The sequence below is a fragment of the Aquabacter albus genome, assembly GCF_040049275.1.
In the GTDB taxonomy this organism is placed as follows: Bacteria; Pseudomonadota; Alphaproteobacteria; order Rhizobiales; family Xanthobacteraceae; genus Aquabacter.
On sequence record NZ_JBDZDT010000003.1, the window covers coordinates 13,606 to 39,370 of the forward strand.

At 65.4% G+C, this 25,765-nt stretch carries 21 protein-coding genes; 18 read left to right on the forward strand and 3 right to left on the reverse strand.

Going from position 1 to position 25,765, the window contains the following annotated elements:
- The first annotated feature begins 61 nt into the window (after positions 1-61).
- From ABLE91_RS06585 to ABLE91_RS06670, 18 genes are all read left to right on the forward strand, one after another.
- Positions 62-898 (forward strand): WecB/TagA/CpsF family glycosyltransferase, encoded by an 837-nt coding sequence (locus ABLE91_RS06585; protein WP_348929661.1) that lies wholly within the window; start codon positions 62-64, stop codon positions 896-898.
- Positions 899-1,024: 126 nt separating this feature from the next.
- The gene (locus tag ABLE91_RS06590; RefSeq protein WP_348929662.1) at positions 1,025-1,987 is read left to right on the forward strand and encodes a glycosyltransferase family 2 protein; all 963 of its coding nucleotides are present in this window, start codon (positions 1,025-1,027) and stop codon (positions 1,985-1,987) included.
- Positions 1,977-3,119 carry a glycosyltransferase gene (locus tag ABLE91_RS06595; protein ID WP_348929665.1) on the forward strand — a complete coding sequence of 381 codons (1,143 nt, stop codon included), beginning with the start codon at positions 1,977-1,979 and terminating at the stop codon, positions 3,117-3,119. The genes ABLE91_RS06590 and ABLE91_RS06595 overlap by 11 nt, the downstream gene beginning before the upstream one ends.
- A gap of 49 nt (positions 3,120-3,168) precedes the next feature.
- The gene (locus ABLE91_RS06600) at positions 3,169-4,590 is read left to right on the forward strand and encodes a hypothetical protein (RefSeq protein ID WP_348929668.1); all 1,422 of its coding nucleotides are present in this window, start codon (positions 3,169-3,171) and stop codon (positions 4,588-4,590) included.
- A complete protein-coding gene (locus tag ABLE91_RS06605; protein WP_348929671.1) occupies positions 4,587-5,642 on the forward strand; it encodes a glycosyltransferase family protein in 1,056 nt (351 codons plus the stop codon). The genes ABLE91_RS06600 and ABLE91_RS06605 overlap by 4 nt, the downstream gene beginning before the upstream one ends.
- The gene (locus tag ABLE91_RS06610; protein ID WP_348929672.1) at positions 5,639-7,111 is read left to right on the forward strand and encodes an oligosaccharide flippase family protein; all 1,473 of its coding nucleotides are present in this window, start codon (positions 5,639-5,641) and stop codon (positions 7,109-7,111) included. Before ABLE91_RS06605 ends, ABLE91_RS06610 begins: the two co-directional genes overlap by 4 nt.
- On the forward strand, positions 7,108-8,313 hold the full coding sequence (locus ABLE91_RS06615) for a glycosyltransferase (protein ID WP_348929675.1): 1,206 nt from the start codon (positions 7,108-7,110) through the stop codon (positions 8,311-8,313). Before ABLE91_RS06610 ends, ABLE91_RS06615 begins: the two co-directional genes overlap by 4 nt.
- A gap of 43 nt (positions 8,314-8,356) precedes the next feature.
- Positions 8,357-9,172 carry a class I SAM-dependent methyltransferase gene (locus ABLE91_RS06620; RefSeq protein WP_348929677.1) on the forward strand — a complete coding sequence of 272 codons (816 nt, stop codon included), beginning with the start codon at positions 8,357-8,359 and terminating at the stop codon, positions 9,170-9,172.
- A gap of 24 nt (positions 9,173-9,196) precedes the next feature.
- Positions 9,197-10,342: a glycosyltransferase gene (locus ABLE91_RS06625; protein ID WP_348929680.1), complete on the forward strand. Its 1,146-nt coding sequence runs from the start codon at positions 9,197-9,199 to the stop codon at positions 10,340-10,342.
- Positions 10,339-11,475: a glycosyltransferase family 4 protein gene (locus tag ABLE91_RS06630; protein ID WP_348929682.1), complete on the forward strand. Its 1,137-nt coding sequence runs from the start codon at positions 10,339-10,341 to the stop codon at positions 11,473-11,475. Before ABLE91_RS06625 ends, ABLE91_RS06630 begins: the two co-directional genes overlap by 4 nt.
- Before the next feature lie 83 nt (positions 11,476-11,558).
- Positions 11,559-12,185 carry a hypothetical protein gene (locus ABLE91_RS06635; RefSeq protein ID WP_348929684.1) on the forward strand — a complete coding sequence of 209 codons (627 nt, stop codon included), beginning with the start codon at positions 11,559-11,561 and terminating at the stop codon, positions 12,183-12,185.
- Positions 12,186-12,379: 194 nt separating this feature from the next.
- Complete coding sequence (locus tag ABLE91_RS06640) at positions 12,380-12,886, forward strand: polysaccharide biosynthesis/export family protein (RefSeq protein WP_348929686.1); 507 nt, start codon at positions 12,380-12,382, stop codon at positions 12,884-12,886.
- A 43-nt stretch (positions 12,887-12,929) separates the two neighbouring features.
- On the forward strand, positions 12,930-14,417 hold the full coding sequence (locus ABLE91_RS06645; RefSeq protein ID WP_348929689.1) for an undecaprenyl-phosphate glucose phosphotransferase: 1,488 nt from the start codon (positions 12,930-12,932) through the stop codon (positions 14,415-14,417).
- A 6-nt stretch (positions 14,418-14,423) separates the two neighbouring features.
- Positions 14,424-15,947, forward strand: coding sequence for an O-antigen ligase family protein (locus tag ABLE91_RS06650; RefSeq protein ID WP_348929692.1), 1,524 nt, complete (start codon positions 14,424-14,426; stop codon positions 15,945-15,947).
- The gene (locus ABLE91_RS06655; RefSeq protein WP_348929695.1) at positions 15,907-18,255 is read left to right on the forward strand and encodes a polysaccharide biosynthesis tyrosine autokinase; all 2,349 of its coding nucleotides are present in this window, start codon (positions 15,907-15,909) and stop codon (positions 18,253-18,255) included. The genes ABLE91_RS06650 and ABLE91_RS06655 overlap by 41 nt, the downstream gene beginning before the upstream one ends.
- Positions 18,252-18,968, forward strand: coding sequence for a hypothetical protein (locus ABLE91_RS06660; RefSeq protein WP_348929698.1), 717 nt, complete (start codon positions 18,252-18,254; stop codon positions 18,966-18,968). The genes ABLE91_RS06655 and ABLE91_RS06660 overlap by 4 nt, the downstream gene beginning before the upstream one ends.
- A gap of 32 nt (positions 18,969-19,000) precedes the next feature.
- Positions 19,001-20,881: an acyltransferase family protein gene (locus tag ABLE91_RS06665; RefSeq protein WP_348929701.1), complete on the forward strand. Its 1,881-nt coding sequence runs from the start codon at positions 19,001-19,003 to the stop codon at positions 20,879-20,881.
- Between the two features lie 54 nt (positions 20,882-20,935).
- On the forward strand, positions 20,936-21,907 hold the full coding sequence (locus ABLE91_RS06670; RefSeq protein ID WP_348929703.1) for a UDP-glucuronic acid decarboxylase family protein: 972 nt from the start codon (positions 20,936-20,938) through the stop codon (positions 21,905-21,907).
- Between the two features lie 6 nt (positions 21,908-21,913).
- Here ABLE91_RS06670 and ABLE91_RS06675 read toward each other — a convergent pair whose 3' ends face one another.
- The 3 genes from ABLE91_RS06675 to ABLE91_RS06685 all read right to left on the reverse strand — a co-directional run bounded on the left by ABLE91_RS06675 (position 21,914) and on the right by ABLE91_RS06685 (position 25,731).
- A complete protein-coding gene (locus ABLE91_RS06675) occupies positions 21,914-23,569 on the reverse strand; it encodes an FAD-dependent oxidoreductase (protein ID WP_348929705.1) in 1,656 nt (551 codons plus the stop codon).
- 471 nt (positions 23,570-24,040) lie between these two features.
- Positions 24,041-24,778, reverse strand: a complete 738-nt coding sequence (locus ABLE91_RS06680) for an SDR family NAD(P)-dependent oxidoreductase (protein ID WP_348929707.1) — start codon at positions 24,776-24,778, stop codon at positions 24,041-24,043.
- A complete protein-coding gene (locus ABLE91_RS06685) occupies positions 24,775-25,731 on the reverse strand; it encodes a cyclase family protein (RefSeq protein ID WP_348929710.1) in 957 nt (318 codons plus the stop codon). Before ABLE91_RS06685 ends, ABLE91_RS06680 begins: the two co-directional genes overlap by 4 nt.
- Positions 25,732-25,765 lie beyond the last annotated feature (34 nt).

Below are 25,765 nucleotides of genomic sequence, written 5' to 3' on the forward strand. Positions count from 1 at the left end.
GGCGCCCGCGCTCCTGAACCCAAGGCTGCCTCGCCCCATGCACAGTGCCCGACATCTGGAGATGCCGACGCCACAGGGCGGCACCGACGGCACACTGCCGGGCCGCATGCACATTCTGGGCGTCCGCGTGGATGTGATCGACCTCCCGCGCGCGACATCGCTCCTGAGCCGGTGGGCCGAGGAGGGAGGGCCCCACTCCGTCTTCGTGCGCGACGCGCCCAGCCTGATGCTGATCTCCAGGGATGAGCCGCTGCAGCGATTGCACGAGCATGCCAGCCTCGTGGTGCCGGATGGCACGCCCCTGGTCTGGATCGGACGCCTGCGGGGCTTCGGCGGGGAGATCGGGCGCGTAGCCGGTGCCGATCTGGTCGATGCGGTCTGCGCGGCCTCCCTTGAAACCGGCCGCACCCACTTCTTCTACGGCGGCAAGCCCGGGGTCGCCGGAGAGATGGCGCATAGGCTGGAAGCCCGGTATCCCGGCCTGAGGGTCGCGGGGGTTCATTCCCCGCCCATGCGGGCGTTCGATCCTGCCGCCTCCTTCGACACGGACGGGCTGGCGGAACTCGACCTCATCCGGAAATCCGGGGCGGATTTCGTCTGGGTCGGGATTTCCAGCCCGAAGCAGGAAGCCTGGATCTCCCGCGCCGCCCCGCGCATCGGCCAGGGCGTCTTCCTCGGCGTCGGCGCGGCGTTCGATTTTCATTCCGGGACGATCCGGCGCGCGCCGCCCTGGATGCGCGATCACGGCCTCGAATGGCTGCACAGGCTGGCGAGCGAGCCCGGCCGTCTCTGGCGCCGCTACCTTCTGCTGGCCCCGCAGTTTCTCATGGCCGCCGCGGCCGAGGAAATGGGCCGCGCCATCCGCCGGATCAGGGCGAAGGCACCCACCGGGAAATAAGCCGGGCACCCGTTCAACCCGTTGAAGTGGCGCCGGTCAGAAGCGTCGCAGCTCGGACATGTTCAGCGTGTTATCCTGCGCAATTCTCGCAGGTTTTTAGAATTCGACCGGGAGAGCGCCGCCGGCATGCCGAGTCTTGCTGTCTGCATTGCATGCTTCAATCGACGCGACCAAACCTTGGCCTGCCTGGAGCGCCTGTTCGCCCAGCGCCGCCCCGCCGACATGCGGCTCGTGGTTCATCTTCTGGACGATGCAAGCACAGATGGCACCGGCGCGGCCGTGGCCCGTGCATTCCCGGATGTGATCATCCACCAGGGCGACGGCCACAGATACTGGGCCGGCGGCATGCGCATCGTCTATGGCGCGGCCCTGGCCGAAGGCCATGATTTCTACCTCTGGATGAATGACGACGCTTTGCTTCTCGACGATGCGCTGTGGCGCGCATTCTCCACTCTGGAGCACCTCCAGCGCACCCATGGCGGCGCCCATGTGGTGGTGGGCGCCATGCGGGACCAGGACGGCGCCACCACCTATGGCGGCCTCGCGCGCGGCTCGGGACTGAAGCCCTGGCGGCTGCGCCGGATCGAGCCCTGGCCGGACGCCCCCCGCGAATGCGACACCCTGCACGGCAATTTCGTGCTGGTCCCGGCGGCGGTGGCGCTAAAGGTTGGCAATATCCCCAGGGCCTATCGCCACTCTCTGGCCGACCTTGATTTCGGCTTCTCCTCGCGCCACGCGGGCTTTCGCATCTGGGTTGCCCCGGGCCATCTGGGCGTCACCCTTGCCAATGTGGTGAGGCGAAGGGGATGGCTGGACCCCGGCCTGACGCTGGGCGGGCGGCTAAGGTCCATCGAGCACCCCCTAGGCCACCCCTTCTGGCCCAGCCTCTTCTATAATTTCAGGAACTTTGGCCCTTCCGGCCTCCTTCCCGTCCTGTCTCCTTATGTCCGGCTGTTGGCGGCACATCTGCGCTCAACGTGGGCGACGGGACGGGGCACAGCCCGAAAGGCCCCGCCGAGCAGCGGCCTTGCCGGCGACCCGGCCCCGCCTCTCGAGAGCGTCACCCTTGGAGCCGATCGTGAAGGGTGATCGCCGGAAGGTCCTGCATATCCTGGTGTCGCTCCGGTTCAGCGGGGCGGAGATCATGCTCAATGCCGCGTTCAAGGATCTTTCGGAGGGCGGCTTCGAACACCACATCATCGCCACGGGCGAAGACGTTGGCGCGTATGCGGAAACCCTGCAAAGCACCGGATATCAGGTGCACCATTTGCCGTTCCGCCCCTCTCCTTCTTATTTCTGGCGACTGTTTTCTTTCATTCGCGAGAATGAATATTCCATCATCCATATCCACATGGAGCGCGCATCATTCTGGACAGCCCTGACCGCGATGGCGGCGGGGGGCCGCTGCGTGCGCACCATCCACAACACCTTCAGGTTCCCGCCTCGCCTGAGGCGGGTTCGCGGCATTCAGCGACGGTTGATGGCGAAGATGGGTGTGGCGATGGTCGCCTGCTCCACCACGGTGGGCCATAACGAGGCGGCGGAGTTCGGGTATTCGCCGGCGGTGATCAGCAACGGTTACTGTCCGGACAGGGTGGTCTTTTCCGATCTCGCTCAACGGGCAAGGTCCCGCAGCATCCTGTCCATCAAGGACGACGATATCGTCATCGCATCCATTGGCAACTGCTCTTCATTGAAGAACCATAGCGTCATTATTGAATCGCTTCTCCGGTTCGCCCCCTCCCGGCCACCGCTTTATCTGCATTGCGGGGAAGGGCATGCGGACCATGGGGAGGGGGAGCGCGCTTCAGAACTGGGCGTGCAAGACCGCGTCCGTTTCCTTGGCAGGGTCCCCGATATCAAGGATGTGCTTGCCGCAAGCGACGTCTTCATCTCGGCTTCCAGCGTCGAGGGCGGCCCCATCGCATTGCTGGAGGCTGCGGCCGCCGGCATTTGCTGCGTGACGACACGGGTTGGTCTTGCGCCCGAGCTTGAAGGGCTGCCGAACGTCTATCTCGTTCCGGCAGATCCCGGCGCCATCGCCGAGACGGTCCGCGCGATCACCGACATTCCCTTACATGAACGCGTAGAAAGAGGGAAAGCTCTTTCCACGTATGTGGATGGCAAATATTCAATGCAGATCAATGCGCAAAAATACCGTGAAATCTACGAAGAAAAGAGTGCCATCTCCAGTATAAACCTGCTCGCCACAGCCAGCTAACACCCAAATCACATATCCGCCGCTCGCCCATCAGACCGAGGCATAAGTTGTGACGACACGCAGGGGAAACCCTCCAGGCCATTCAAGAAGGACGAAAGGCTCCTTTCAGAGCAGTATTATTCTATACACAACGTGCGTCATTTCTTTCTGCGTCCTGTTCAAGGAAATCACCGGAAGCCAGACGCTGCTGTATGTCGGGGCGCTGAATTTCTCCATCCACGATGTGATTTTCCTGTCCACCGTGGCGTGCCTCATCGCCCTGTTAAAGAAGATAAAGCTCAACGCCATATCCTTGATCATCATCGCGCTTGTCGCGATAACTCTGGCGGGCTTTCTGAGGGGGCTTCTGGTCTCCCCCTATGACGCGGTTTTTGCCCTGCGCTCCACCGGGGCTTTCATTGTTTTGCTGGTGATATCCGTCCTTCTGCCGGATGAAGGTCGCATCTTTGCTGATATTCGCCGCGTCGTCATTGTTTCCAGCATCATCCTTGCAAGTCTCGTCGCGCTGCGCTCCATATTTGGCGCCAGCCTGTTCATCACCGACGACATCATCCGCGAAGTCGATATCAATGATGGCGGCCGGGCATTGACCTCGGCGGGCGCACTATGGCTTGCATTCGGCGGGATCTTCGCTGCCGAAAGAGCCATAGCGCCCCGGCAGGGCCCCCATGTCAGGCTGAACTACGGCATCATCCTCCTGGTTCTTTGCGTTGCACTAGTTGCGAGCGGCCAGGGAACGGCGAATGCGGCGGGACTTCTGTCCATTCTTCTCGTGCTCGCCATTGCCCCGGGTCCATCCCGGGAGCTCCGGGTCGCCGCCATCGGCACGATGACCCTCCTTGGCCTCGTGATCGTGACCGCCTCGGACCTTCTGACCTACGATTCCCTGGAGCATCTGCTCCCGAGCGGCATGGAGAACTGGCTGCTCCGGCGTTCCGCAAATCTGGAGACACGACAGGAAATATGGGCAGGCCTCATGGTCGACTTCGACAGCTGGCCCTGGATCTCGCAATATTTCGGCCTGCCCATGGGGGAGCGTCCGACGATTTTCATTTCGTTGTGGGGCGGCATCTATTGGGAGCTCGGCGTACACAGCATGTATTACGGCTATCTGGCGGTGGCCGGCCTGGTGGGCGTTACCCTCTATGTTCTTCTTCTGGGCCTGACCGCATTCGGCAATCTCACCCGCCTCAAGAAGACGCCGAGCAACCCATACCTGCCCGGCCCCAGCGTGGGCTTGGCTCTGACGATGATGTGCGCCGTATTCGGCTATAGCTACGATTTGCGGAACGAGCAGGGGCTGATGCTCGCGCTTGCCATTGCCAGCTCAACCAAGAGCGCCCCCTCCAGAAGGATGCTTCAACCCGTCGGCCCCAAGCGGGCCGGTGACCTCCTCCCATCTCGAATGAAAGCGGCAATGCCCGAGACTGCGGACGTGAGATCAAGGTTCGGTCGCGGAGAGGTCTCGTGAGACTGTTGCACCTGCCCAACGAGCTGAGCAGCACAGACCCCGCCAAGATGGAGCTGAGCGCCCGCAACGCATTCAAGCACCTTCACCTGAAAGGCTCCATTTCTCATCTTCATACCTATAGTTATATAGAACGGCTTAATAAGAACCCGGACTACGGCGCCTTTCGCGCCGAATTGCTGAGTGAAATCGAAGCCTTCAAACCGGACATCATCTTTGTTCAGCACGTGACCAGGCGTCCGCTGGACAAGGACTTATGGAGAGACGCCCTAAAGCGGGCCCCGATGGCAACGCTTGCCTATCAGGACGGGGATGCCTACGGCCGCCTTGTAAAGAAGATCGACGAGCCCATGCGGCACATCCTGGGTGCCTCCCACCTCAACTTCGTGGTGAGCCTCGGCTACGTGGCAGATCAGTTTTCCAAGTTGAGCAATGGAAAGGTATTTTACATGCCGCATTGCTTCGATAAAATGAGATTTCCCATTGCGCCGCCAAATACTGAAAAGAAATACGACATCATCGCTGTTGGAAATGCGTGGCGCAGAGCGCGACTGAAATTCCTGTTCCTTCCCGGCGGCCGCACGCGATACAAATTGTTCAAGGCGCTCTCGCAAGCTTACGGGGAGAGGTTTGCGCTGCACGGTGCAGGCTGGGAGAAACTCCGGTCTTCGAAAGGCCCGCTGCCGTATCTGGAACAGCATGATGCGGTTCGAGAAGCGCGCGTATCAGTGCATTGGAACAACTTTCCGCATCTTCCTTATTATTTCTCAGACAGGGTTCCCATATTTCTTGCCGCGGGCGTCCCCCATGTCACATCCTACCAGCCGGGATACGAGCATATCTTCTCTGGCTGCCGTGGATTCTACACGGGCAAGACCCCGAAAGAGGTGGCCGAATGCGTGTCGTGGCTGCTGAGCCGCCCGGATGAGCACCTGTGGGAGGAAGGGCTGGCCGCCCAGCAATGGGTGAAGGACAATCTGGAAGCGGACATCGTGTATGCGCGCGCCTTCGCGCAATGCCGGGACGTGCATTTGGAACGGCAGTCGAAACGGTGAGCGAGCCGCTGACACGGCGCGCCGTTTCCGCCGTCCGGATCACGGTGCTCGCCAGCATTGCCGGCATGCTTGTCCAGGGGCTCATCCTGGTTGTTCTCGCGCGCCTTCTGACGCCGGAAGACTATGGCCTGTTCGCGCTGGCGGCGTCGATTTCCAGGCTGTCGAGCGCGCTCGTCCTGGGAAGCCTGGAACGGCTGCTGACCGTTGGCCCCGATGATCGGCGCGCTGCAGCGCCTGCGGTCCTGCACACCCTTCTCGTCGCCGCAGCCTCGGCCATCGGCCTTGCGGCCCATTGGCTGGTGAGCTGGCTCGGCGGGTTTCCGCACCACGAATGGCTGGCGCTCGTGGTTCTTGCCGCCAGTTTTCCGGGCGCATTTGTGGTGGGGGCCAGAGCGACGCTGCGGCGCCAGTTGCAGTTCAGGCCCATCGTGCTGGGGGATCTTTCCGGCCAGATCCTCGGCACCGGCCTCGTCGCCGTCCTGTGCGCCTTTGCGGGCTGGGGCGCCTATGCGCTCGCCGCCGGAGCCCTCGTCCAGGCGCTCGTCTCCGCCGCCTATGTCGGCCTCGCCGCCCGCCATCCTTTCGACTTGCGCATCGATCTTGCGGAACTGGTGAAGCTCCTGAAGCAGCTCTGGCTCACCGCGCAGATGACGGCGTCCGAGATCGCAAATGCGCAGATCCCCTCGCTTCTCGTGCCGGCTTTGCTTGGCGTGGCGCAGCTGGGTCTTTTCAACCGGATCTATGCCTTGATCCAGCTGCCGGTGGAGATTTCCGTCAACGCGCTGACGCGGGTGCTGATCTCCGGCCTCGTGCTGGTGAAGGAGGACCGCGAGCGGCTCCTGCGTGCGTTCCGGAAGGTCGTCACGCTCACCACCGCCCTTGCTTCGCCGGTGGCCGCCGGCATGATCGCCTGCCGCCATGACCTCGTCGGGGTGGTTCTCGGGCCGCAATGGCTTGAGGGCGCGCAACTGGTGCCGTTCCTCGCCGTGTCTACTTGGGCGATCATGACCGGCGTCATCTTCAGCATCCTCAACGAAGCCGCCCAGCTGTTCCGGGAGAAGACCCGCATCCAGGTCGTGAGCACGCTGGCCTTGGTGGTTGCCATGGCAGGCGGCGCCGTCCTTTTCGGGCTTGCCGGGGCCGCAGCCGGAATGGCCGCCGCAAGCCTTCTGTGGCTTGTCCTCTCCATGCACTGCGCCGGGCAGCGGCTAGAGACGGGCCTCTGGGAGATGGCGGGATGGATGCGTCCGGGCGCCGTCGCGGCCCTGTTATCCGGCGCCGTGGGCTGGAGCGTGTCGCAGGCCGCGAGCGGCCCGATTTCAATGCCCCTGAGCCTTGCATTGGAAGTGGCCGCCTGCGGCCTTGCGACGGTCGCCTATTACGGCCTGTTCCACAGAGGGCTCCTTCTGGACATTCTCGGCCATCTCGGGATGCCTTCCTCTCTGGAGAAGGCCCGCGCCGCGCCATGAAAATCCTTCTGGTCCATAACCGCTACCAGCGGGTCGGCGGCGAGGACGTAGTCTTTGAGACGGAGCGCGACGTTCTGAAAGCCGGCGGCCATGAGGTCGCGACGCTGGAGGTGTCGAACACGCAGATCAGCGGTTCGTGGGCGGCGCTCGGCGCAGCCGCCGGCGCGGTCCACAGCCCGCAGGGCCGCGCCCTCATGCGCCACGCCATCGCCGATGCGCGGCCGGATGTCGTCCATGTGCATAATTTCTTTCCCCTGCTGAGCCCGTCCATCTTCGGCGCCTGCGCGGCGGCGGGGGTGCCGGCGGTGTGGACCCTCCACAATTTCCGCGTGACATGCGCGAACGGCTTCCTGCTCAGGGACCTCAAGCCTTGCGAGGCCTGTGTCGGCCATCTGCCCTGGCGCGCCGTGCAGCACCGCTGCTATCGCGGTTCGCGTGCCGGCTCGGCGGCGGTCGCCGCCATGATCGGCATCCATCGCAGCATCGGCACATGGCAGCGATACGTGGCGCGCTACATCGCCCTCACCGCGTTCGCCCGCGACATCTTCATCCGCGCTGGCCTCCCCGCCGCCCGCATCGCGGTGAAGCCCAACTTCATCGCCGATCCATCAGGCCTTATCGGCCCGGCCGCCATCCGCAACGGCTTTGTCTTCGTGGGACGGCTCAGCCCGGAGAAGGGCGTTTCCACCCTTCTCGAAGCCTGGCGGGACAATCCCCGCCCGCTGGCGATCGTGGGCGATGGGCCTCTGGCGCACGAAGTCGCCGCCGCGGCCGCCCTCAACCCCGCAATCCGCTATCTCGGCGGCGGGCTTTCCCGATCCGAAATGTTCGCGGCGGTGGCCTCGGCCGAAGCCCTCATCCTGCCCTCGGTCTGGTATGAGAACTTTCCCCTGTCGCTGGTGGAGGCGATGGCGCTCGCGACGCCGGTCATCGCATCGAACCTCGGGGCGCTGCCCGACATCGTCGCCGATGGCATGAACGGCCTGCTGTTCCCGCCGGGAGACGCGCTGGCCCTGCGGCGCCTGACGGATGATTTTGCGGGGCGGGACAGGCCATACAAGCACCGGCTCGGCGCGCAGGCGCGCAGCACCTATGAGCGCGCCCTGTCGCCGGAGGTGGGGTTCGCCGCGCTGATGGACATCTACCGTTCCGTGGTTGCCGACCATCACGCTGTTCGAAGGGAACAGACCCCGCTCCAGTGACGGGACAATGCCGGCTGCGTACAGGTTTCAGGGGGGAATGGACATGCAGATCAAACCCGTGCTTCGCGCCGTCCGCGCCTCGCCGATCGGGCCTTATGTGAACATTCCCCGGCGCGCCTTTCGCTCCATACCCCTGGCGAGCCAGCCGCTCGTACGCATGGTCAAATGGCTGTTCACGTCGCGCGAAGACACGAATTTCACCTACTCGCTGACGGACCTCAACCAACACTATCTGGCCCACTTCATTGCTCTTGCGACCCATGTGGATATCGAAGTTGTCGAGACCTATTTCTCAGAACTTCTGAACGAAGCGCAGCTGCGGGACCATATCCTGGGCCATGTCGCCCGCTATCGCTCCACGGCCGACATGCGGGTCGATTTTGGCCGGCGACTGGGATGGTACGCCCTGGCCCGCATCGTAAAGCCCGCCTTGATCGTCGAGACGGGCGTGGACAAGGGCCTCGGGTCCGTCGTGCTCTGCGCGGCCTTGCTGAAGAATGGCCATGGGCGGTTTGTGGGCACCGACATCAATCCCGCGGCGGGGCGCTTCCTCGATGGCCCCTATGCGGAGGTTGGGAAAGTCGCCTATGGCGACAGCATCGAGACCCTGGCAACGCTCGATCAGATTGGCCTCTTCATCAATGACAGCGACCATTCCTCCGCCTATGAGGCGGCCGAATACCGGGCCATCGCGCCCCTGCTTGCGCCCGGCGCTCTGGTGGTTTCGGACAATGCCCATGTCACGGACGAGCTCGCCCTCTGGTCGCGGCAGCATGGCCGCCGCTTCCTGTTCTGGCGCGAGGAACCCAAAGGCCACTGGCATCCCGGCGGCGGCCTTGGCATTTCCATTCCCTCCTGAGACCGGCGCGGAGGGGGCGCTCAGATGCTGAAGATCCTGCACGTGGTCACGAGCTTCGGCATGGGAGGCGCCGAGCGGGTGGCATTCTCGCTCGCGACCGAGCTTGCGCGGCATCACGATGTCCTGGTGGTGGGTATCTTCGGGGTGCAGCCTGCGTACGAGACCATTCGGCAGGAGAATTTGCGGCTGCTGGCGGCGGGCGGGGTGAAGACCATCGAGATCGGCCTGCGCGGGAAAGGACCGCAGATGCTGGGCGCCCTCGCAAGGCTTGGCCGCGCCATCCGGAACTTCGGTCCGCACATCGTGCACAGTCATACGGACATTCCGGATTTCTTCGTCAGCCTTGTGCGCCGCGCGATGCCGTTCACCCAGGCGCGCACCATCCACAACACCGTTCTCTGGCCCGGCCGGACCATCATTCCGCGCATGGTCGAGGGGCGGTTTCGCGACGATCTGGTGGTGTGCGTGGGTGAAGGCGCAAAGGTCGCCTACCTCGCGCTGAGAGCCCGACTCGGCCTGCCCGCCTCGAACTTCGTCGACGTCGTGCCCAACGGCATCGTCCCGCCGGAGGAGAGCGACCTGCGAGCGAAAGCGCAGGCGGAGACAATCCTCGGCCTCGCGCCCGACCGGCTCCGCCTGGGCTTTGTCGGGCGGATGGACCGCCAGAAGGGCCTCGACCTCCTGCTGGATGCAGTTGAGCGCCTCGAGGGAGGCGCGCGTCAGATCGAGGTCCACGTCATCGGCGATGGTCCGGAGCGGAACGCCCTGGAAGCACGGGCGGCTGGGCTACCCGTGCGCTTTCACGGCGCGCGGGCGGATGCACGCCGCCTCATGGCCGCCTTCGACCTGATGATCGTCCCGTCGCGCTATGAAGGCTTTCCCACCGTCGCCCTGGAAGCCCGCATGGCCGGTGTCCCCACACTGATGTCGGACGCACCCGGCATATGCGACGTGCCGACCACCCACGAGATGCTGCGGGTTCCGGCGGAGGACCCCGCCGCCCTCACCCACGCGCTGCGTCTCTGCCTGGAAAAGCTGCCCGAACTGAACGCCGGCGCGGAAGCGCAGATATCCGCCGCGCAGCAGGCCTATTCCGCAGCGCGCATGGCGCGGGATTATGAAGCCCTTTACGGCACGTATCTCGCGCGCGACAGCGGAGCCAGGCCATGAGGGTCAGCTTCCTCAGCCTCGTGGTCAATTCCTATCGCGTGCGCTTCCACGCGCTGGTGCAGGAGCATCTCGCCCGCAGCGGCATCGACTATGTGGTGGCGGCCGGGCGCCCTCCGGCGAACCTGCGCTCGACGGCGGATTCGGTGCTTCTGCCGCACTATTGCGAGGTGAAGACTGTCTATGTGGACATTCTCGGGAAGCAGTCGGTCGTTCAAGCCCTGCCGAAGCCGATCCTGCAATCGGACCTTCTGATCATCCCCCAGGAGAACAAGGTTCTCACGAACTATTTTCTCCAGTCGCTTCACCGTTCCCCCCGCCGGAAGATCGCGTTCTGGGGCCATGGCCGCAATTTCCAGGCAGCAGATCCCGGCAGCCGCGGCGAGCGGTGGAAGCGCTTCTGGGCCACCCGGGTGGACTGGTGGTTCGCCTATACGGAGGAAGGCGGGCGCCACATCGCTTCCCTGGGCTTTCCGCCGGATCGCATCACGGTGTTCAACAATGCGATCGATACAGGCGAGGCGGCGCGCCTTTCCGCCGCCGTCACGCCCGAGCGGCTTGCCGCAAGGCGGGCGGAGTTGGACCTCCTCGGCAGCCATATCGCGATCTTCGTCGGGGGCCTTTACCCGGAAAAACGCCTGGACTTCGTCATCGCCGCCGCGGACCGGATACGGGCCCTCATCCCTGATTTCGAGCTGATCATCGTCGGCGGGGGTGTCGATGCGCCGGTCGCGGCCAGGGCCGCATCCACCCGACCCTGGCTCAAGGTGACGGGGCCGCGCTTCGGCGCCGACAAGGCGGAGCTGATGGCGCTGGCGAAAGCGTTTCTGATGCCCGGGCTCGTGGGCCTTGCGGTGCTGGACGCAGGCGCCGCAGGGCTGCCGGTCGTCACCACCGACTATCCCTTTCACAGCCCCGAAATCGCCTACATGGACGATGGGACGAGCGGCCTCGTCGCGCGCCCGTGGACCAGCGCGGACGCTTACGCGAAGGCGGTCGGGGATCTCCTGAGGGGCGATCCGGCCCGGCTGGCCGGCTTGTCCCGCGGCGCCAGGCAGATCGCCGCGACCTATACCATAGAGGACATGGCGGGGCGCTTTTCGGAAGGTGTCCTGAAGGCGCTGGAACGCCGGTAGACATTGGCTACCGCCTGAAGGTCCCGGCAGCGCGAACCACACCAATAACGCGCATTGCCCTCTCGATTGGCTGCAAAAACCGCGTGGAATATTACCCCGCACCCCGCTACGGACTTAAAACTTACATACAACACGCGTACGTGCTTTCGGCTGAGCCGATGCCGGGATTGGGCTGGGGGGCGCGCTTCATGCAATGGGCATTCCGTTCCGTGTTTTTCGCCGCCTTGGCATTGGCCTTGTGCGGCCTCGCGCAGAATGCGTCGGCCCAGGCCATCACCGTCACCAGCGCGGCCGCTGCGCGTGCGCAGGTGGTGCTGATGTTCGCCACCGCCGCCACCCGATACAATGCGCCGTGCCTGCCGGAATTCAGCCGCACGCCCGTCACGCGGCCCCCCGTCCCGGGCACACCCTGCGTGTCCGACGCCGACCGCGCAGCCATCGTGCATGATCTTGCGAACCAGTTGGCGGCCTTCGCGGTTGCCAATCCACAATTCGCCAACGACATCGCCAACGCCGTGATGCTGCAGCCGGACAGCCGGCTGCGCACCGCCGTTCTGAATGCATTGCCCGATGCCTTCAGCACCGCTTCCATCGGCACGGCGGGGCAGGCCGCCGCGCTGAGCTTCCTGAACAGCATGAGCGCGAATGTGCAGGCCGGCGTGATCGCCACCGGTGGCGGCCGCGCCGCCATCGTGCTGAGCCCCCACTGAGGCTGCTGTCTCGGGGTCGCGTATCTGATGCCCGAAAACATTTGGTGAGTCGTTTGCTGAGAGCTTCGCTTGCTCTGCTTGAAGGCGCCCTGCGAACCGCGAGGGGCAGCCGAGCCGGTCAATGGACGGGGAGGCCGCGTGCGGTCCTCTGCATGATGTTCGCAATGGCCCTTTCGGCGTGCTCCAGCGCGAGCATGACCAATGCCCCCACCGCGACGGCCGAGGAGGCGAGCCTTCCGGCGACGGCGCTGGCCCTCTCGCCGGGGGACACCATCCGGATCACGGTGTTCAACGAGGCCCAGCTCACCGGCACCTACCAGATCGATGACGATGGCTTCGTCTCCCTGCCCCTCGCCGGCACGGTGAAGGCCGGCGGGATGACCCGGGTGGATTTCGAGCGCGTGCTCGCCTCGAAGCTGAAGGGCGAATATCTCACCAACCCGAAGATCACCGTCGAGATCGCGAGCTTCCGTCCCTATTTCATCCTCGGGGAAGTCGAGAAGCCCGGCCAGTACAGCTACACCAGCAATCTGAACGTGCTGAGCGCCATGGCGGTCGCCGGCGGCCCGACCTATCGCGCCAGCCAGAACGAAGTCCTGATCCAGCGCGGCGGGAAGGGGGACTTCAAGAAGTTCCCGCTGAGCCCGACGGTGATGATCTATCCGGGAGACCTCATCCGCGTTCCCGAGCGCTTCTTTTAGCTTTGTCACCCCTCTTTCGACCGCATGACGCGGCCGAGGATATATGAAACCGAAACGCGACCCGGCTTTGTGGAGTGCAGATCTTGGAGGCTCGCTTCCTCCGGGAGCGGCAGCCCTGCACGCGCCGCGCGAGACGATCTCACCCCGGCTGAGCAGCTTCGCCTCGCGGCATTTCATTTCGCTGCTCGGCGTCTGCTTCGACGCCATCGCGCTGCTCCTTGCGGCGATCGCCGGCTACCTGGTCTATATCGGCACCGACGGGTCGTTCGAGGAATTCACCAGCCTGCTGCGCAGCGCCGCCATATCCGGCGGCGTCTATATCGCGATGATGCTGGAAGGCGGCTATTACCAGCCGCAAGTCCTTCTTTCGAAACGCGCCAGCCGCAACGTGATCGTCTGGCGGTGGCTGGGCGCGGTCCTGTTCCTGGTGCTCATCCTGTTCCTGTTCAAGCGCGGCGCCGAGGTCTCGCGCGGATCGACGACCCTGTTCGGCGTCTTCGCCCTCGCGGCGCTTCTGCAATGCAATGCCTGGCGTTCGGCGGCCTTGCGCAAGCTCATCGTGCGCGGCGTGGTCGCGCCCACCCGGCTCGTGGTCATCGGCACCGAACAGGAGATCGCGCGCCTTCCCGCCTCCCAGCATCTCGGCACGCACGGCGTCCGGTTCATCGGCCCGTTTCTCCTGCCGGCGGGGATACAGTCCTGCGCGGAGGTCGCCGCCAGGGCGGTGGCCGCAGCGCGGGGCGAGCAGGCCGAAGCGATCATCCTCGCCCTCCCCTGGTCGGACAAGGAGCGCATCGCCGAGCTGCGGGCCGAATTGCGCGCCGTGCCGGTCCCCGTCCGCCTCCTCCCGGATTCCGTCGCGTCCGAATTGCAGCATTATCCGCAGGTCGAGCTCGGCTTTTCACCGGCCTACGAGGTCCAGCGCAGTCCGCTGACGGTGCTGGAGCTGGCCAGCAAGCGCTGCCTCGACCTTGTCCTTTCGGCCTGTGCAGGCGCGCTGCTCTTGCCTTTCGTGCCCGTGATCGCGCTCATCATCAAGCTCGACAGTCCGGGGCCGGTCTTCTTCCGCCAGCGCCGCATCGGCTTCGACGGCCAGGAATTCCAGATCCTCAAGTTCCGCACCATGACCGTGCAGGAGGACGGCGCCGCCATTCCCCAGGCGCGCCGGAATGATGCGCGCATCACCCGCATCGGCCGCGTCCTGCGCGCGTCGAGCATCGACGAGCTGCCGCAGCTCATCAATGTCTGGTCCGGGAAGATGTCGCTGGTCGGGCCGCGCCCCCATGCGGTAGCCCATGACGATCATTATGGCCGGCTCGTCGCCGAATATGCCCGGCGCCATCACGTGAAGCCGGGCATCACCGGATGGGCGCAGATCCACGGCCTGCGGGGCGAGACCGCGCACCTCTCGCAGATGGAAGCGCGGGTCCGGCACGATCTCGAATACATCTCCTCCTGGAGCCTTCTCCTCGACATCTGGATTCTCATGAGAACCGTGTACGAGGTCTGCAGGCCCCGAAACGCATTCTGAGCGCCCATGAGAGAACCCGCTCTCCCAGCCGGCGCCACGGGGCGCCCTCTCCCGGACCGCGGCAGGCAGGCACGGCCGGCGCGCGCGGCGGAACGGTCGGCGGAACGGCGCGCCGATGCGAGCCTGGAAGACGGGCTGTTCCTTCTGCTCCTGGCCGAGCTCGCCTTCGCGCCCTTTTGGTTCGGCGGCAACCGCCCCTTCGCCTGGATGGTCAATGCGGTGGTGTGGTCGGGCCTGATCCTCGCCTATGAGGCGGCCTTGACCTTCAAGCGCCGGCCTTATCCCGTGCCGCCGGCACGGCTGGCCCCCGTTCTCGCGCTCATGGCCTGCGTCCTCGCCTGGATCCTCGCCCAGTGCAGCCCCCTGATGCCCGTGGGAATGCACAATCCGCTGTGGCCGCTCGCGGCCGGCGCCCTGGACATGCCCGTCGGTGGCGCCATCTCCATCGATCCCGATACGACGAAGCTCGCGCTGCTGACCCTTCTGCCGCCGGCCGCCGCCTTCTGGCTCGCGCTCCAGCTGGGCCGGGAAAGTCGCCGCGCGCGCCTCGCCGTCCTCGGCTTCGCCGGCATTTCGGCGGCCTACGCCGCATACGCCATCTTCTCTCTGGGCTGGTTCCCCACCCGCCTGCTCTGGGTGCGGAAGGAGTATTATCTCGATTCCGCCACCGGCACCTTCGTCAACCGGAACAGCTACGCCACCTATGCCGGCATGGGCCTGCTCGCGAGCCTCAGCGCCCTGTCCAGCATGATCGCCCGCATCCACGATAGCGCCTATTCCTGGAAGCGCTGGATCTCTCTTCTCCTCACGCGCAGCGCCATCGTCCCCGGCCTGCTGCTGTGCGCGGTGATGCTGAACGGCATGGCGCTGATGCTGACCGGCTCGCGCGCCGGCATCGCCTCGAGCCTGCTCGGCGTCATCGTCTATTACCTGCTCCACACCTGCCGCAAAGGCTTCCGCTGGCCCCAGGCCGTGTCGCTGGGCGCCGCCGCCCTCGTGATACTCGTCGTCGTCCTGCAGTACGACGATCTGGTGAGCCAGAGGCTTCAGGCCCAGGGCGTCCTCGATGCGGTGCGGCTGGCCATCCTGCGGCTGGGCCTCACCGCGCTCGGTGACCAGCCGCTGGCGGGCTTCGGCTTCGGCACCTTCGAGGAGAGCTTCCGGCTTTACCGCGACGCCAGCCTCCCCGGCGCGCTCCTGATCGACAAGGCCCACAACACCTATCTGGAAGCCGCCCTCGGCCTCGGCCTGCCCGCCTTCGCCCTGCTGATGGCGGCCCTGATCCTGCTCGTGGCGCTGTGCGTGCGGGGCAGCCTCATTCGCAGGAAGGATGAGGAGATTCCCCTGCTCGCTGCTGCCGTGAGCGTGACGGTTGGGGTACACGCGATGGTGGATTTCAGCCTGCAGATGCAGGGGGTGGCGGTGACCTACGCGATGCTGCTGGGCGTCGGCGCAAGCCAATCATGGCCGAGCGAGAAACCGGCAGCCGATGCGGCGCGCGCCGCGATCCGGCGACCTGCGGGGCTATGACGACACCATGCTGATGCAGACCGAGCCTTACGCGGAAGAAGAGGAGGGCAAGGCCGGCGGCGCGGCCATCCGCGCGGCCCTGGCCTTCCTGTCGCGCCGCTGGAAGATGATCGCGGCCTATACCGCCGCAACGATGATCCTTGCCTTGATCATCATGCTCACAATGACGCCCTATTACACCGCCCGGACGCAGATCCTGCTCAACCAGGCGGATTCCAAGAGCAGCGGCGCGGATGCTGTCCTCAGCCAGATCAGCGGCAGCAATGCGGTCGTCGACAGCCAGTTGAGCCTCATCACCTCCAGCGCCTTGCTGCGGCGGGTGGTTCAGAAGGAAAACCTCCTCAACAATCCCGAATTCTCCGGCACGGGCCAACGCTCCCTCCTCTCCACCGTCATCGGCGTCATCACCTCCTTCTTCGATACGGGGCCGCAAGAGGAGCCGGCAGCCGCCACCCCCGAGGACGCCAATGCGCTGACCCCGGCCGAGCTGCGCGCCATCGGGCAGCTTCGCGGCGCCATACGGGTCTCGCGGGTGAAGCTGACCTACGTCATCGAAATCTCGGCCACCGCCAAGAGCCCGAAAATGGCGGCCAAACTCGCCAATGCGGTGGCGAACGCCTACGTGATCGACCAGCTGGAGGCGCGCTACGAGACCGCCCAGCGGGCGTCCGTCTGGCTGGCCGAACGGCTGACGACCCTGGCGGATCAGCTGAGGGATTCCGAAGAGGCCGTTGCCGAATTCCGCAAGCAGAACAACCTCGTCGCCCTGCCCAACGGCACCATCAACGATCAGCAGCTCTCAGAGCTGAACGTCAAGCTCGCCGCCGCGCGCGCCGAAACCGCGGTCGCCGCCGCCCGCTATGACCAGGTGGTCTCGGCCCGCGAGAAGGGCGCCAACCCCGCCTCCCTGCCCGACGTCATGCGCTCCCCCGTCATCGCCCAGCTGCGGGGGCAGGAGGCGGAGGTGAACCGCAAGGAAGCGGACCTCGTCGCACGCTACGGCGCGCGCCACCCCCTGGTGGTGAACGTGCGGGCCGAGGTGGCCGACATCCAGGGCGCCATCACCGCCGAGACGCGGCGCATCCTCGACACCATCCAGCGCTCCTACGAGGTGGCCAAGGCACAGCAGGTGGCGCTGGAGCAGAATATCGCCCAGCTGACCGGCCAGAGCGGCGTGGACGAGGCCGTGTCCATTCGCCTGCGCGAGCTTCAGCGGATGGCCAATGCGAACCGCACCCTCTACGAGAACTTCCTCTCACGCGCCAAGCTCACAAGCGAATATGTGACGTTCGAAGCCCCGGAAAGCCGGATCATCACCGTGGCGGTGCCGCCGGGGTCGGCGAGCTATCCACGCAAGACGCTGGGCCTCGCTTTGGCCATGGTGGTCGGATTGGTCATCGGCCTTGCGGCCGCCTATGTGGTGGAGCTTCTCAATACCGGCTTCACATCCCCAAGCCAGATCGTGGAGACGCTGGGCATCCCGATCCTGGCGCGAATCCCCCTGACCCTGGAGGAAGGGCCCGCTCCCTCAGCGTCCGGCGGCAACACCGCCGACAGAAAAGGCCGCCGCGAGAAAGCCGTCCAGCGGCGGGCCGACAGCCAGGCCATCGCGCATCTCATCGTGGAGAAGCCCCTGGCCCACTACAGCGAGGCCATCCGCACGCTGCGCACCAGCCTTCACATGAGCGACGTGGACCACCCGCCCAAGCTCATCATGGTGACCTCCACCATGCCGGGCGAAGGCAAGTCCACTACCATGGTGAGCTTCGCCTTGTCGTGTGCCGTCTCCGGCGCGCGGACGCTGCTGGTGGACTGCGACCTGCGCAAGAAAAGCCTGACGCTCCAGTTCCACCTTCAGAACAATCCCGGTCTCGTGGATGTGCTTACGGGCGCGCGGGCGCTGCGGGACTGCATCTTCCAGGACACGGAAACCGGGCTGCACATCTTCCCCGGCGGCGCCGATACGCAGACGCCGCAGGACCTCCTCACCTCCACCCGGCTGCAGAAGCTGCTGCAGGAGTTGAGCACGGACTATGACTATGTGCTGGTGGACGCCCCGCCGCTGGGACCGCTGGCCGATGCGGTCATCCTGTCCAATCTCGTGGACAAGCTGTTCTTCGTGGTCCGCTGGAACGAGACACCCCGCCAGCTCGCACGCGAAGCCCTCCAGACCATCCGCGACCATCGCAAGGTCGCCGGCGCGGTGCTGACCATGATCGATGAGCGCGCGGCCGCGAAATACAGCGCCTATTCGCTTTATGGCGGCGGATATTACAGCCAGTACACCGAGAATTATTACCGCCGATGAAGGCCGTGGTCGCACTCCTGGTCCGGACCGTGATCTGCGCCCTGGCGGCCGTGGGGCTCTATCTCGGCAGCGTGCTGGTCTATGCGGTCGTCGAGGAAGACCTCGCCAATGCCGCCCAAAGGCGGGAGCTGGCGCCGGACCGGGCCGACATCATCAACACGGAAAAGGCCCATTGGCAGGCTGCGGCCGGCGCCTGGCGCCTGGTGGGCTTTGCCGGCCGCGCCGCCGAGGCGGAGGCCCGCAGCGCCCTCGCCGGGGCTGCGGACGAGGGCGCGCAACGGCAGATACAGACGGCGCGCATCAAGGCTGCGCTCGCCCTTCGCCCGACCCGCTCCGACCTCTGGTTCGAGCTCGCCCAGCTCCAATTGCTGGACGAGGCCACCCTTTCCCCCGTCCTCTCGTCGCTTGCCATGGCGCAGCTCACCGCCCCGCGCGAGGTCGAGCCCGCTCTGGCGCGTACCCTCCTGATGCTTCAGAGCTGGGCGCGCATCCAGTCCCTGGCGGCATCCGCGGAGGAGGTCGAAACCCTCAGGAATGCCGTGGTGCAGGACATAGCGAGCGCGCGCCTCGGCTACACGCCGTTCGAGTTCAACATGGTCCGCACCGCCTTTGCGGCCCTCCCCCCGGAGGACCGTGCAGGGTTCCGCGACGCCCTTGTTGGCCGCATGGGCGAAGCGGTCGCCAATTCCTTCATTCCCCAGCCGAGCAGTTGAACCGGCACTGAAGCCAGACCGGCAAGGCGAGAATGAAGCTCCTCGGCTATTTCAAGGAGATTGACGGCCTCAGAGCCTTTGCCGTCATGGCCGTCATCACCTTCCATTTCCAGAAGTCGATACTTCCGTTCGGCTATCTCGGCGTCGATGTATTCTTTGTCATTTCCGGCTTCGTCATCAGCCAGTCCATATGGAAAAGGATGGATGAAGGACGGTTCGCCATAGATGATTTCTTCATGCGGCGATTCAAGCGGCTCTTTCCCGCGCTCGCGCTGCTGGTGATCTCGACCATCTTCTTTTCCGCGTTGGTCCTGCCCAAGCAGACCATCGTTCTTACTGGCGCCGCGGCCCTTGCGGGTGTCTCGAACATCGCTCTTTGGGGCCTCGGCCACGATTACTTCGCCGCTCCGTCGGAATGGAACCCGCTCACCCACACATGGTCCCTGGGCGTGGAGGAGCAGTTCTATCTGGTCTTCCCTTTCCTCCTGGCCTTGTTGTCCGGCAGACCGCTCGTCAGGCTGGTGCTCGCCCTCATCGCTGCGACGAGCCTTGCCGCCTATCTCGCAGCCGGGACATCCTTTCCGACAGCAGCTTTCTATCTGCCCATCTTCCGCTTCTGGGAATTCCTGAGCGGCGCACTGATTTTCTTCGTGCCCCGGCCACAGCGCGAGGACAAATGGTCGCCGCGCCTCTGGCATTGCCTGCAATATGCCCTGTTGGCCGCACTGCTGATCCTCATGGGGACGAACGGCCTCCCGGAAGCGCTGGCGACGGTCCTATGCGCCGCCCTCGCTTGCGGACTTGTGTTCGCCTCCTCCCGTCAAGCGCAGCTCAATCCCCTGCTCTGCCATCCCCTCATGCAGGGCATCGGCAGGATTTCATACGCGCTCTATCTGTGGCATTGGCCGGTGGTGGTTTTCACCAAGCTGCTGGCGCCCCCCGGCCTTCTTCTGCCCCTTTATGCGAGCGCAACCCTCGCCACGGCGACACTCTCATACGTCCTTGTGGAGCGGCCGCTCCGCCGCATGACCTGGCCCTGCCGCCGGGAGCGCATCGTCCTTGCGCTCCCGGCGGCAGCAGCAGCCAGCGCCGTACTGATCGCCGGACTGTGGCTGGCGCGACCCATGCTCTATCTCGGGCCACCGGCGATGCTGGAGCGTTATTTCCTGGTGGAAACCCCATGCCACGCTCCGGGACGCGACGGGTTGCAAACCTGCCTGCGGGACGCAGGGAGCGGTCAGGGTACGGTCTGGCTCCTTGGGGATTCCCATGCCGGCAGCTTCCTTCTCGCGCTCCGTGCGGCGGGCAAGAGCATGGGCATGGGGGTGCAGCACCTGACGGGACGCTCGCTTTATCTGTCGCTGACCAATCGATGCAGCGCCGGCTTCTGCCAGGAGGGCACCGCGAAGGACCTCACGGCCCGCATGGCGGCCGTCTCGAAGCCCGGGGACGTGGTCTTTCTCAGTTTCGTCCGGACCCGGCTTGATCCGAATCTCCGGGCGACCTTCCAGGCATCGCTGGAGACGTTGACGTCAGACCTTTCAGGAATGGGCCTGCATGTGATCCTCATCGAGGACATTCCGAAGGTCTGCGGCGAAGGCGAATTCTTGAGATCCACCTTCGACCCTACCGCGTGCCGGACGCCCCTGAGCCAGTCGCGGCAGGGGCGCCAGCTGCTCTCCGACATCTATTCCGACATCAAGCGGCGTCAGGACGTCGAAATCCTCGATCCTCACGACATGCTGTGCGAGACGGGCGCATCCGCGGAGGCGACGTGCGGGAGCTGGCTCAACGGGCAACTCCTCTATATGGATTCCTCGCCCCATCTCACCGCGGAGCGCAGCGCGGCATTCACCGACTTTTTCCTCGATGCATTGCGCCGGGTGCGCACTTCGGGACAATTGGCGCGATAACTCCATGGCAGGCGGGTGCGCCTTTAACGCCGAACAGGACCAAGGCCGTTTGAAATGATCGAAAGTTCGCGAGTGCTCGTGACCGGCGGCGCCGGTTTCCTCGGCTCCCATCTGTGCGAGAAGCTGCTGGAATCCGGCGCGGAGGTGCTGTGCGTCGACAATTTCTTCACCGGCCAGCGCGCCAATATCAACACGATGCTGGACAGCAAGAATTTCGAGCTGCTGCGCCACGACATCACGCATCCGCTGTTCGTCGAATGCGACGAGATCTACAATCTCGCCTGTCCCGCCTCCCCGGTGCACTACCAGTTCGATCCGGTGCAGACCACGAAGACCAGCGTGCTCGGCGCCATCAACGTGCTCGGCCTCGCAAAGCGGCTGCGCGCGAAGGTGCTCCAGGCCTCGACGTCGGAAGTCTATGGAGACCCCACCGTCCATCCCCAACCCGAGGGCTATTGGGGCAATGTGAACCCCATCGGCAGCCGCGCCTGCTATGACGAGGGCAAGCGCTGCGCCGAGACCCTGTTCTTCGACTATTGGCGCCAGCACCGCTCGCGCATCAAGGTGGCGCGGATCTTCAACACCTATGGCCCGCGCATGAAGCTGAATGACGGCCGCGTCGTTTCCAACTTTATCGTGCAGGCGCTGCGCGGCGAGCCCCTCACGCTCTATGGCGATGGCTCGCAGACACGCTCCTTCTGCTATGTGGACGACCTCATCGACGGGCTCGTCCGGCTGATGCGGACGCCGGACGAGGTGACGGGGCCGATCAATATCGGCAATCCCAGCGAGTTCACCATGCGCGCGCTGGCCGAGACGGTGATCGACATTACCGGCTCGCCGTCGGAGATCGTCACCAAGCCCTTGCCCGAGGACGATCCCAAGCAGCGCCGCCCCGATATCTCGCTTGCCGGAGAAACGCTGGGCTGGCAGCCCACAGTGCCGCTCCGCGAGGGCCTCATCCGGACCATCGCCTATTTCGACGCCCTCCTTTCGAAGGGATCGCCGGAACTGGCGCGCCCCTGAGCCGCCTCACACATTCGAGGCGGACAGCGCCTCGGCGGCGAGGAAGGCGAAGGTGAGGGCGGGGCCGAGGGTGATGCCGGGGCCGGGATAGGTGCCGTCCATCACCGAGTTCACGTCATTGCCCGCCGCATGAAGGCCGGGAATGGGCGCGCCCTGCGTATCCAGCACCCGCGCGGCCCCGTCGACCGCAAGGCCGGCGGCGGTGCCGAGCGTGCCGGGATAAAGGGTGACCCCATAGAAAGGCGGGCGGCGGAGTGGGGCGACGCAGGGATTGGGCTGGCGCGCCGCATCGCCCATGTGGCGCTGATAGGCATCCCTGCCGCGCCCGAAGGCAGGATCGCGGCCCTCGTCCGCACCGGCATTGAAAGCGGCCACCGTGCGCTCCAGCCCGGCGGGATCGATACCGAGCTTCACCGCCAGTTCCGCCAGCGAGCCGCCCTTCACCAGATAGCCGCTTTTCTCCTCCGCCTGCGTGGACAGGGCGAAGGGCTTGATGGTGCCGAGACCGTAGGATTTCAGGAAATCCGCATCGCAGACGAGATGGCAGGGCACCGCGCCCGCAGCCAGCATGTCCTCCACGAACTGGTGGTAGGAGCGCGCCTCGTTGGCGAAGCGGTGCCCGCTCCTGTCCACCGCGATGGCGCCCGGCTTGCCCCGGTCGGTGACCGTGTGGGGATGGGGGCGCCCGCCCGGCGGCAGCGAGACCGGCACCCAGAAGGCATTGCCATGGGCCTGCCGCCCCATCACGCCGCCCACTGAGGCGCCGAGGCGCAGGCCATCGCCAGTGTCGCCCGCATCGGCGGCGGAATAGGTGGATGCCTTTCCGGGCAGGAGGGCCGGCGCGAGACGTCCGCAATGGGGAAAGCCGCCTGCGGCCAGCACCACGCCACGCCGCGCGCGCAGCGTGCGCCCCTCGCTTGAGGTCACCCCGGCGACGCGCCCGTCCTCCTCCACCAAGGCGGAAACCGCCGCGCCGGTCTCGATCCTGACACCCGCATCGAGCGCCGAGGCCAGAAGGCGCGCCACCAGTGCGTTGCCGAGATAGAGCGTGGTGCCACGCGCATGGGACAGGCGCTGGCCGGCATACCGGGCGGTGAGCTCCGCCACCCGCGCGAAGGAACGCAGGGATTTTCCGGCCTTTCGGAAATGGGGGATGTCCGCCCGGTCCACCATCATCCCGCCGAACAAGGTGAAGGCGGGCAGAGGGGGCTTCACGCGGGCGAACCAGGGGCCGAGCGCGCGCCCGTCGAACGGCAGGGGCTCCAGCACCCGCCCGCCCAACGTGGCGCCGGGCCGGTCGGGATAATAATCCGGATAGCTCTTGACCGGCCGGAACCGCGCCTGCGTGCGCTGCTCCAGAAAGGCGATGGCGCGGGGGCCGGCTTCAAGGAAGGCCCGGCGCAGGGGCGTGGCGGCCGCGCCCAACGCGTCGAGATAAAGCTCCGCCGCCGCGATGCTGTCCTGCGCGCCCATGGCGCGCATGTGCGGGTTGTCGGGGATCCACACCATGCCGCCGGAGATGGCGGTGGTGCCGCCCACCGTGTGGTCCTTCTCCAGGACCCGCACATCCAGCCCCGCCGCCGCGCAGAAAACCGCCGCCGCAAGCCCTCCGGCCCCGGACCCGACCACGATCACATCGCAGACCGCATCGGCGCCGGCCATGGCATTCCCTCCGTTTTATTCTTTATGTGAAACGTGAATTCTCGATATCAAATCTGCCTTCCGATGCAAGGCTCCAGCCCGAGAATGGAAGAGATCCAGGGCCAGCTTACGTGGCCAATCCGAACTTTCCTATCTCTCACACTGTGAGTGTTGATATAATAATGATGAATTAAAGTGGCCCGACGCAGTAAGCCCGTTGGCGCCGTGGGTCCGTTCAAGCGGATGCAGTGCCCAAGGCGATCGTCGCCCTGGTCGCCGTCACGGCCCGGGGCAAGGCACAGCAAGTGCACGGACAGGAGATCTGGCCCAATGCGAGTTGGCCTGATTTCGGGCTTCACGAAGGATTGTCATCCCCGGACCTGATCCGGGGATCTTTCGAAGGTCCGCGACATGGGCGGGAGATGGCCGGGTCAAGCCCGGCCATGACGCGACCGGCGGGCGGCGGCGCGCCAGACGCCACCGCCCAGCCCATCACATCGCAGTCGCGCCGCCATCCACGCGGAGGCTGGAGCCGGTGACGAGGCGGGCGGCGGGAGATGCGAGATAGAGCACCGCTCCCGCCACGTCCGCAGGCTGGAGCCATTCCTTCAAGGGAATGCTCGCCATGGCGGCGTCGCGATAGGCCGGGTCCTGGAAGAAGGGCGCCGTCATGGGCGTCTCGACCACGGTGGGCGCCACCGCATTCACGCGGATCTTGCTGGGCGCAAGATCAATGGCCATGGACTTGGTCATGCCCTCGATCGCGTGCTTGGTCATGGAATAGACCGTGCGGCGCGGGCCGCCCACATGCCCCACCTGGGACGAGATGTTGACGATGGAGCCGCCGCCGCCCTGCGCCACCATCGCCGCCGCCGCCGCCTGCGCCACCTTGAAGGCGGCGCGGATGTTGAGGGCGATGAGCATGTCGAGGGTCTCGTCGTCCACATCGAGCACATATTGCAGCTTGTTGGTGCCGGCATTGTTCACCAGCACGTCGAGCCGCTTCAGCCCCTTGATGCGGGCCGGCAGGGTATCGCCCCGCACGTCCTCGATCCAGGGCTCGATGCGGCCCGGAGCTTCCTGCTCCAGGCTCGCAAGGTCGGCCGCCGTGCGCGCCACGGCGATGACGTGTGCGCCCGCCCCCGCAAGGGCAAGGGCGCAGGCGCGCCCGATGCCCTTGCCGGCCCCGGTGACGAGGGCCGTCTGGCCCTCGAGAACGCCCGAGCTCACTTGATCGCCTGCGGGTTGATGGGCGAGCCCGTGCCGCCGGTGATGACGAGCGGCGGGCCGACGAACAGGAACTCGAACACGCCGTCGGCGGCACAATCCTCAGCCAGCTCCTTCAGGAAGAAGATCTCGCCCATGGTGAGGCCCATGGCCGGGATCACCACCCAATGCCAGGGCTGGAACACTTCGGTGGTCTCGTTGGGACGCACTTCCACGCCCCAGGTGTCGGAGCAGATGGCGGCGATCTGCTTGTCCTGGCACCAGTAGCAATTCTCGAACTTCACGCCCGGCGCGTCGCCGCCCGCATAGCCGCCCCACTCGCCGGTCTTCAGGCGCTGCTCCATCTGGCCGGTACGGACGATGACGAAGTCGCCCTTGCGGATCTCGACGCCCTGGGCCTTGGCCACCGCGTCCAGCTCGTCGTTGGAGATGCCGTAGCCGTCTTCCAGATACTCGACCTTCTTGAAGCGGGCGACGTCCAGCAGCACGCCGCGGCCGATCATCTTGTTGCGGGTGTGCTCAATGCCGTTCTTGTGCACGCCACCAGAGTCCACCAGCTTCGCCTCGAAGCCGTTGTACATCTTGTCCTCATAGAAGACGTGGCCGAGCGAATCCCAGTGGGTCGCGGCCTGGACCGGCATGTTCAGCGCGTCATCCGCATAGCGGATCTTGTTGGTCTCGTCGAAGCGGCCGGCAATGGCGTCGGTGCCGGTGGCGAGCATGGTGTGGATGGGGTTCCAGCGGCCGCCGAACAGGCCGTTCTGGGGGCCCGAGGAGCCGAGCGGGATGCCGAGCGCGAAGGCCTTGCCCTTCTTCACCAGCTTGGTGGCGTCGACGATGTTCTCAGGGGTGACGTGATTGAGCGTGCCGATCTCGTCTTCCTTGCCCCAGCGCCCCCAGTTGGAGAGCTTTTCCGTCGCTTCGGCGATCGCCTTCTTACCGACCTTGATATCCATGGGTCTTGTCCTCTCGGGTTTGAAACGAAGGCGG

Coding starts and splice junctions, on each gene's coding strand:
- ABLE91_RS06585 (WP_348929661.1), top strand. CDS start 62: ATGCCGACGCCACAGGGCGGCACCGACGGCACACTGCCGGGCCGCATG.
- ABLE91_RS06590 (WP_348929662.1), top strand. CDS start 1,025: ATGCCGAGTCTTGCTGTCTGCATTGCATGCTTCAATCGACGCGACCAA.
- ABLE91_RS06615 (WP_348929675.1), top strand. CDS start 7,108: ATGAAAATCCTTCTGGTCCATAACCGCTACCAGCGGGTCGGCGGCGAG.
- ABLE91_RS06620 (WP_348929677.1), top strand. CDS start 8,357: ATGCAGATCAAACCCGTGCTTCGCGCCGTCCGCGCCTCGCCGATCGGG.
- ABLE91_RS06625 (WP_348929680.1), top strand. CDS start 9,197: ATGCTGAAGATCCTGCACGTGGTCACGAGCTTCGGCATGGGAGGCGCC.
- ABLE91_RS06630 (WP_348929682.1), top strand. CDS start 10,339: ATGAGGGTCAGCTTCCTCAGCCTCGTGGTCAATTCCTATCGCGTGCGC.
- ABLE91_RS06640 (WP_348929686.1), top strand. CDS start 12,380: ATGACCAATGCCCCCACCGCGACGGCCGAGGAGGCGAGCCTTCCGGCG.
- ABLE91_RS06645 (WP_348929689.1), top strand. CDS start 12,930: ATGAAACCGAAACGCGACCCGGCTTTGTGGAGTGCAGATCTTGGAGGC.
- ABLE91_RS06650 (WP_348929692.1), top strand. CDS start 14,424: ATGAGAGAACCCGCTCTCCCAGCCGGCGCCACGGGGCGCCCTCTCCCG.
- ABLE91_RS06655 (WP_348929695.1), top strand. CDS start 15,907: ATGCGGCGCGCGCCGCGATCCGGCGACCTGCGGGGCTATGACGACACC.
- ABLE91_RS06660 (WP_348929698.1), top strand. CDS start 18,252: ATGAAGGCCGTGGTCGCACTCCTGGTCCGGACCGTGATCTGCGCCCTG.
- ABLE91_RS06665 (WP_348929701.1), top strand. CDS start 19,001: ATGAAGCTCCTCGGCTATTTCAAGGAGATTGACGGCCTCAGAGCCTTT.
- ABLE91_RS06670 (WP_348929703.1), top strand. CDS start 20,936: ATGATCGAAAGTTCGCGAGTGCTCGTGACCGGCGGCGCCGGTTTCCTC.
- ABLE91_RS06675 (WP_348929705.1), bottom strand. CDS start 23,569: ATGGCCGGCGCCGATGCGGTCTGCGATGTGATCGTGGTCGGGTCCGGG.
- ABLE91_RS06685 (WP_348929710.1), bottom strand. CDS start 25,731: ATGGATATCAAGGTCGGTAAGAAGGCGATCGCCGAAGCGACGGAAAAG.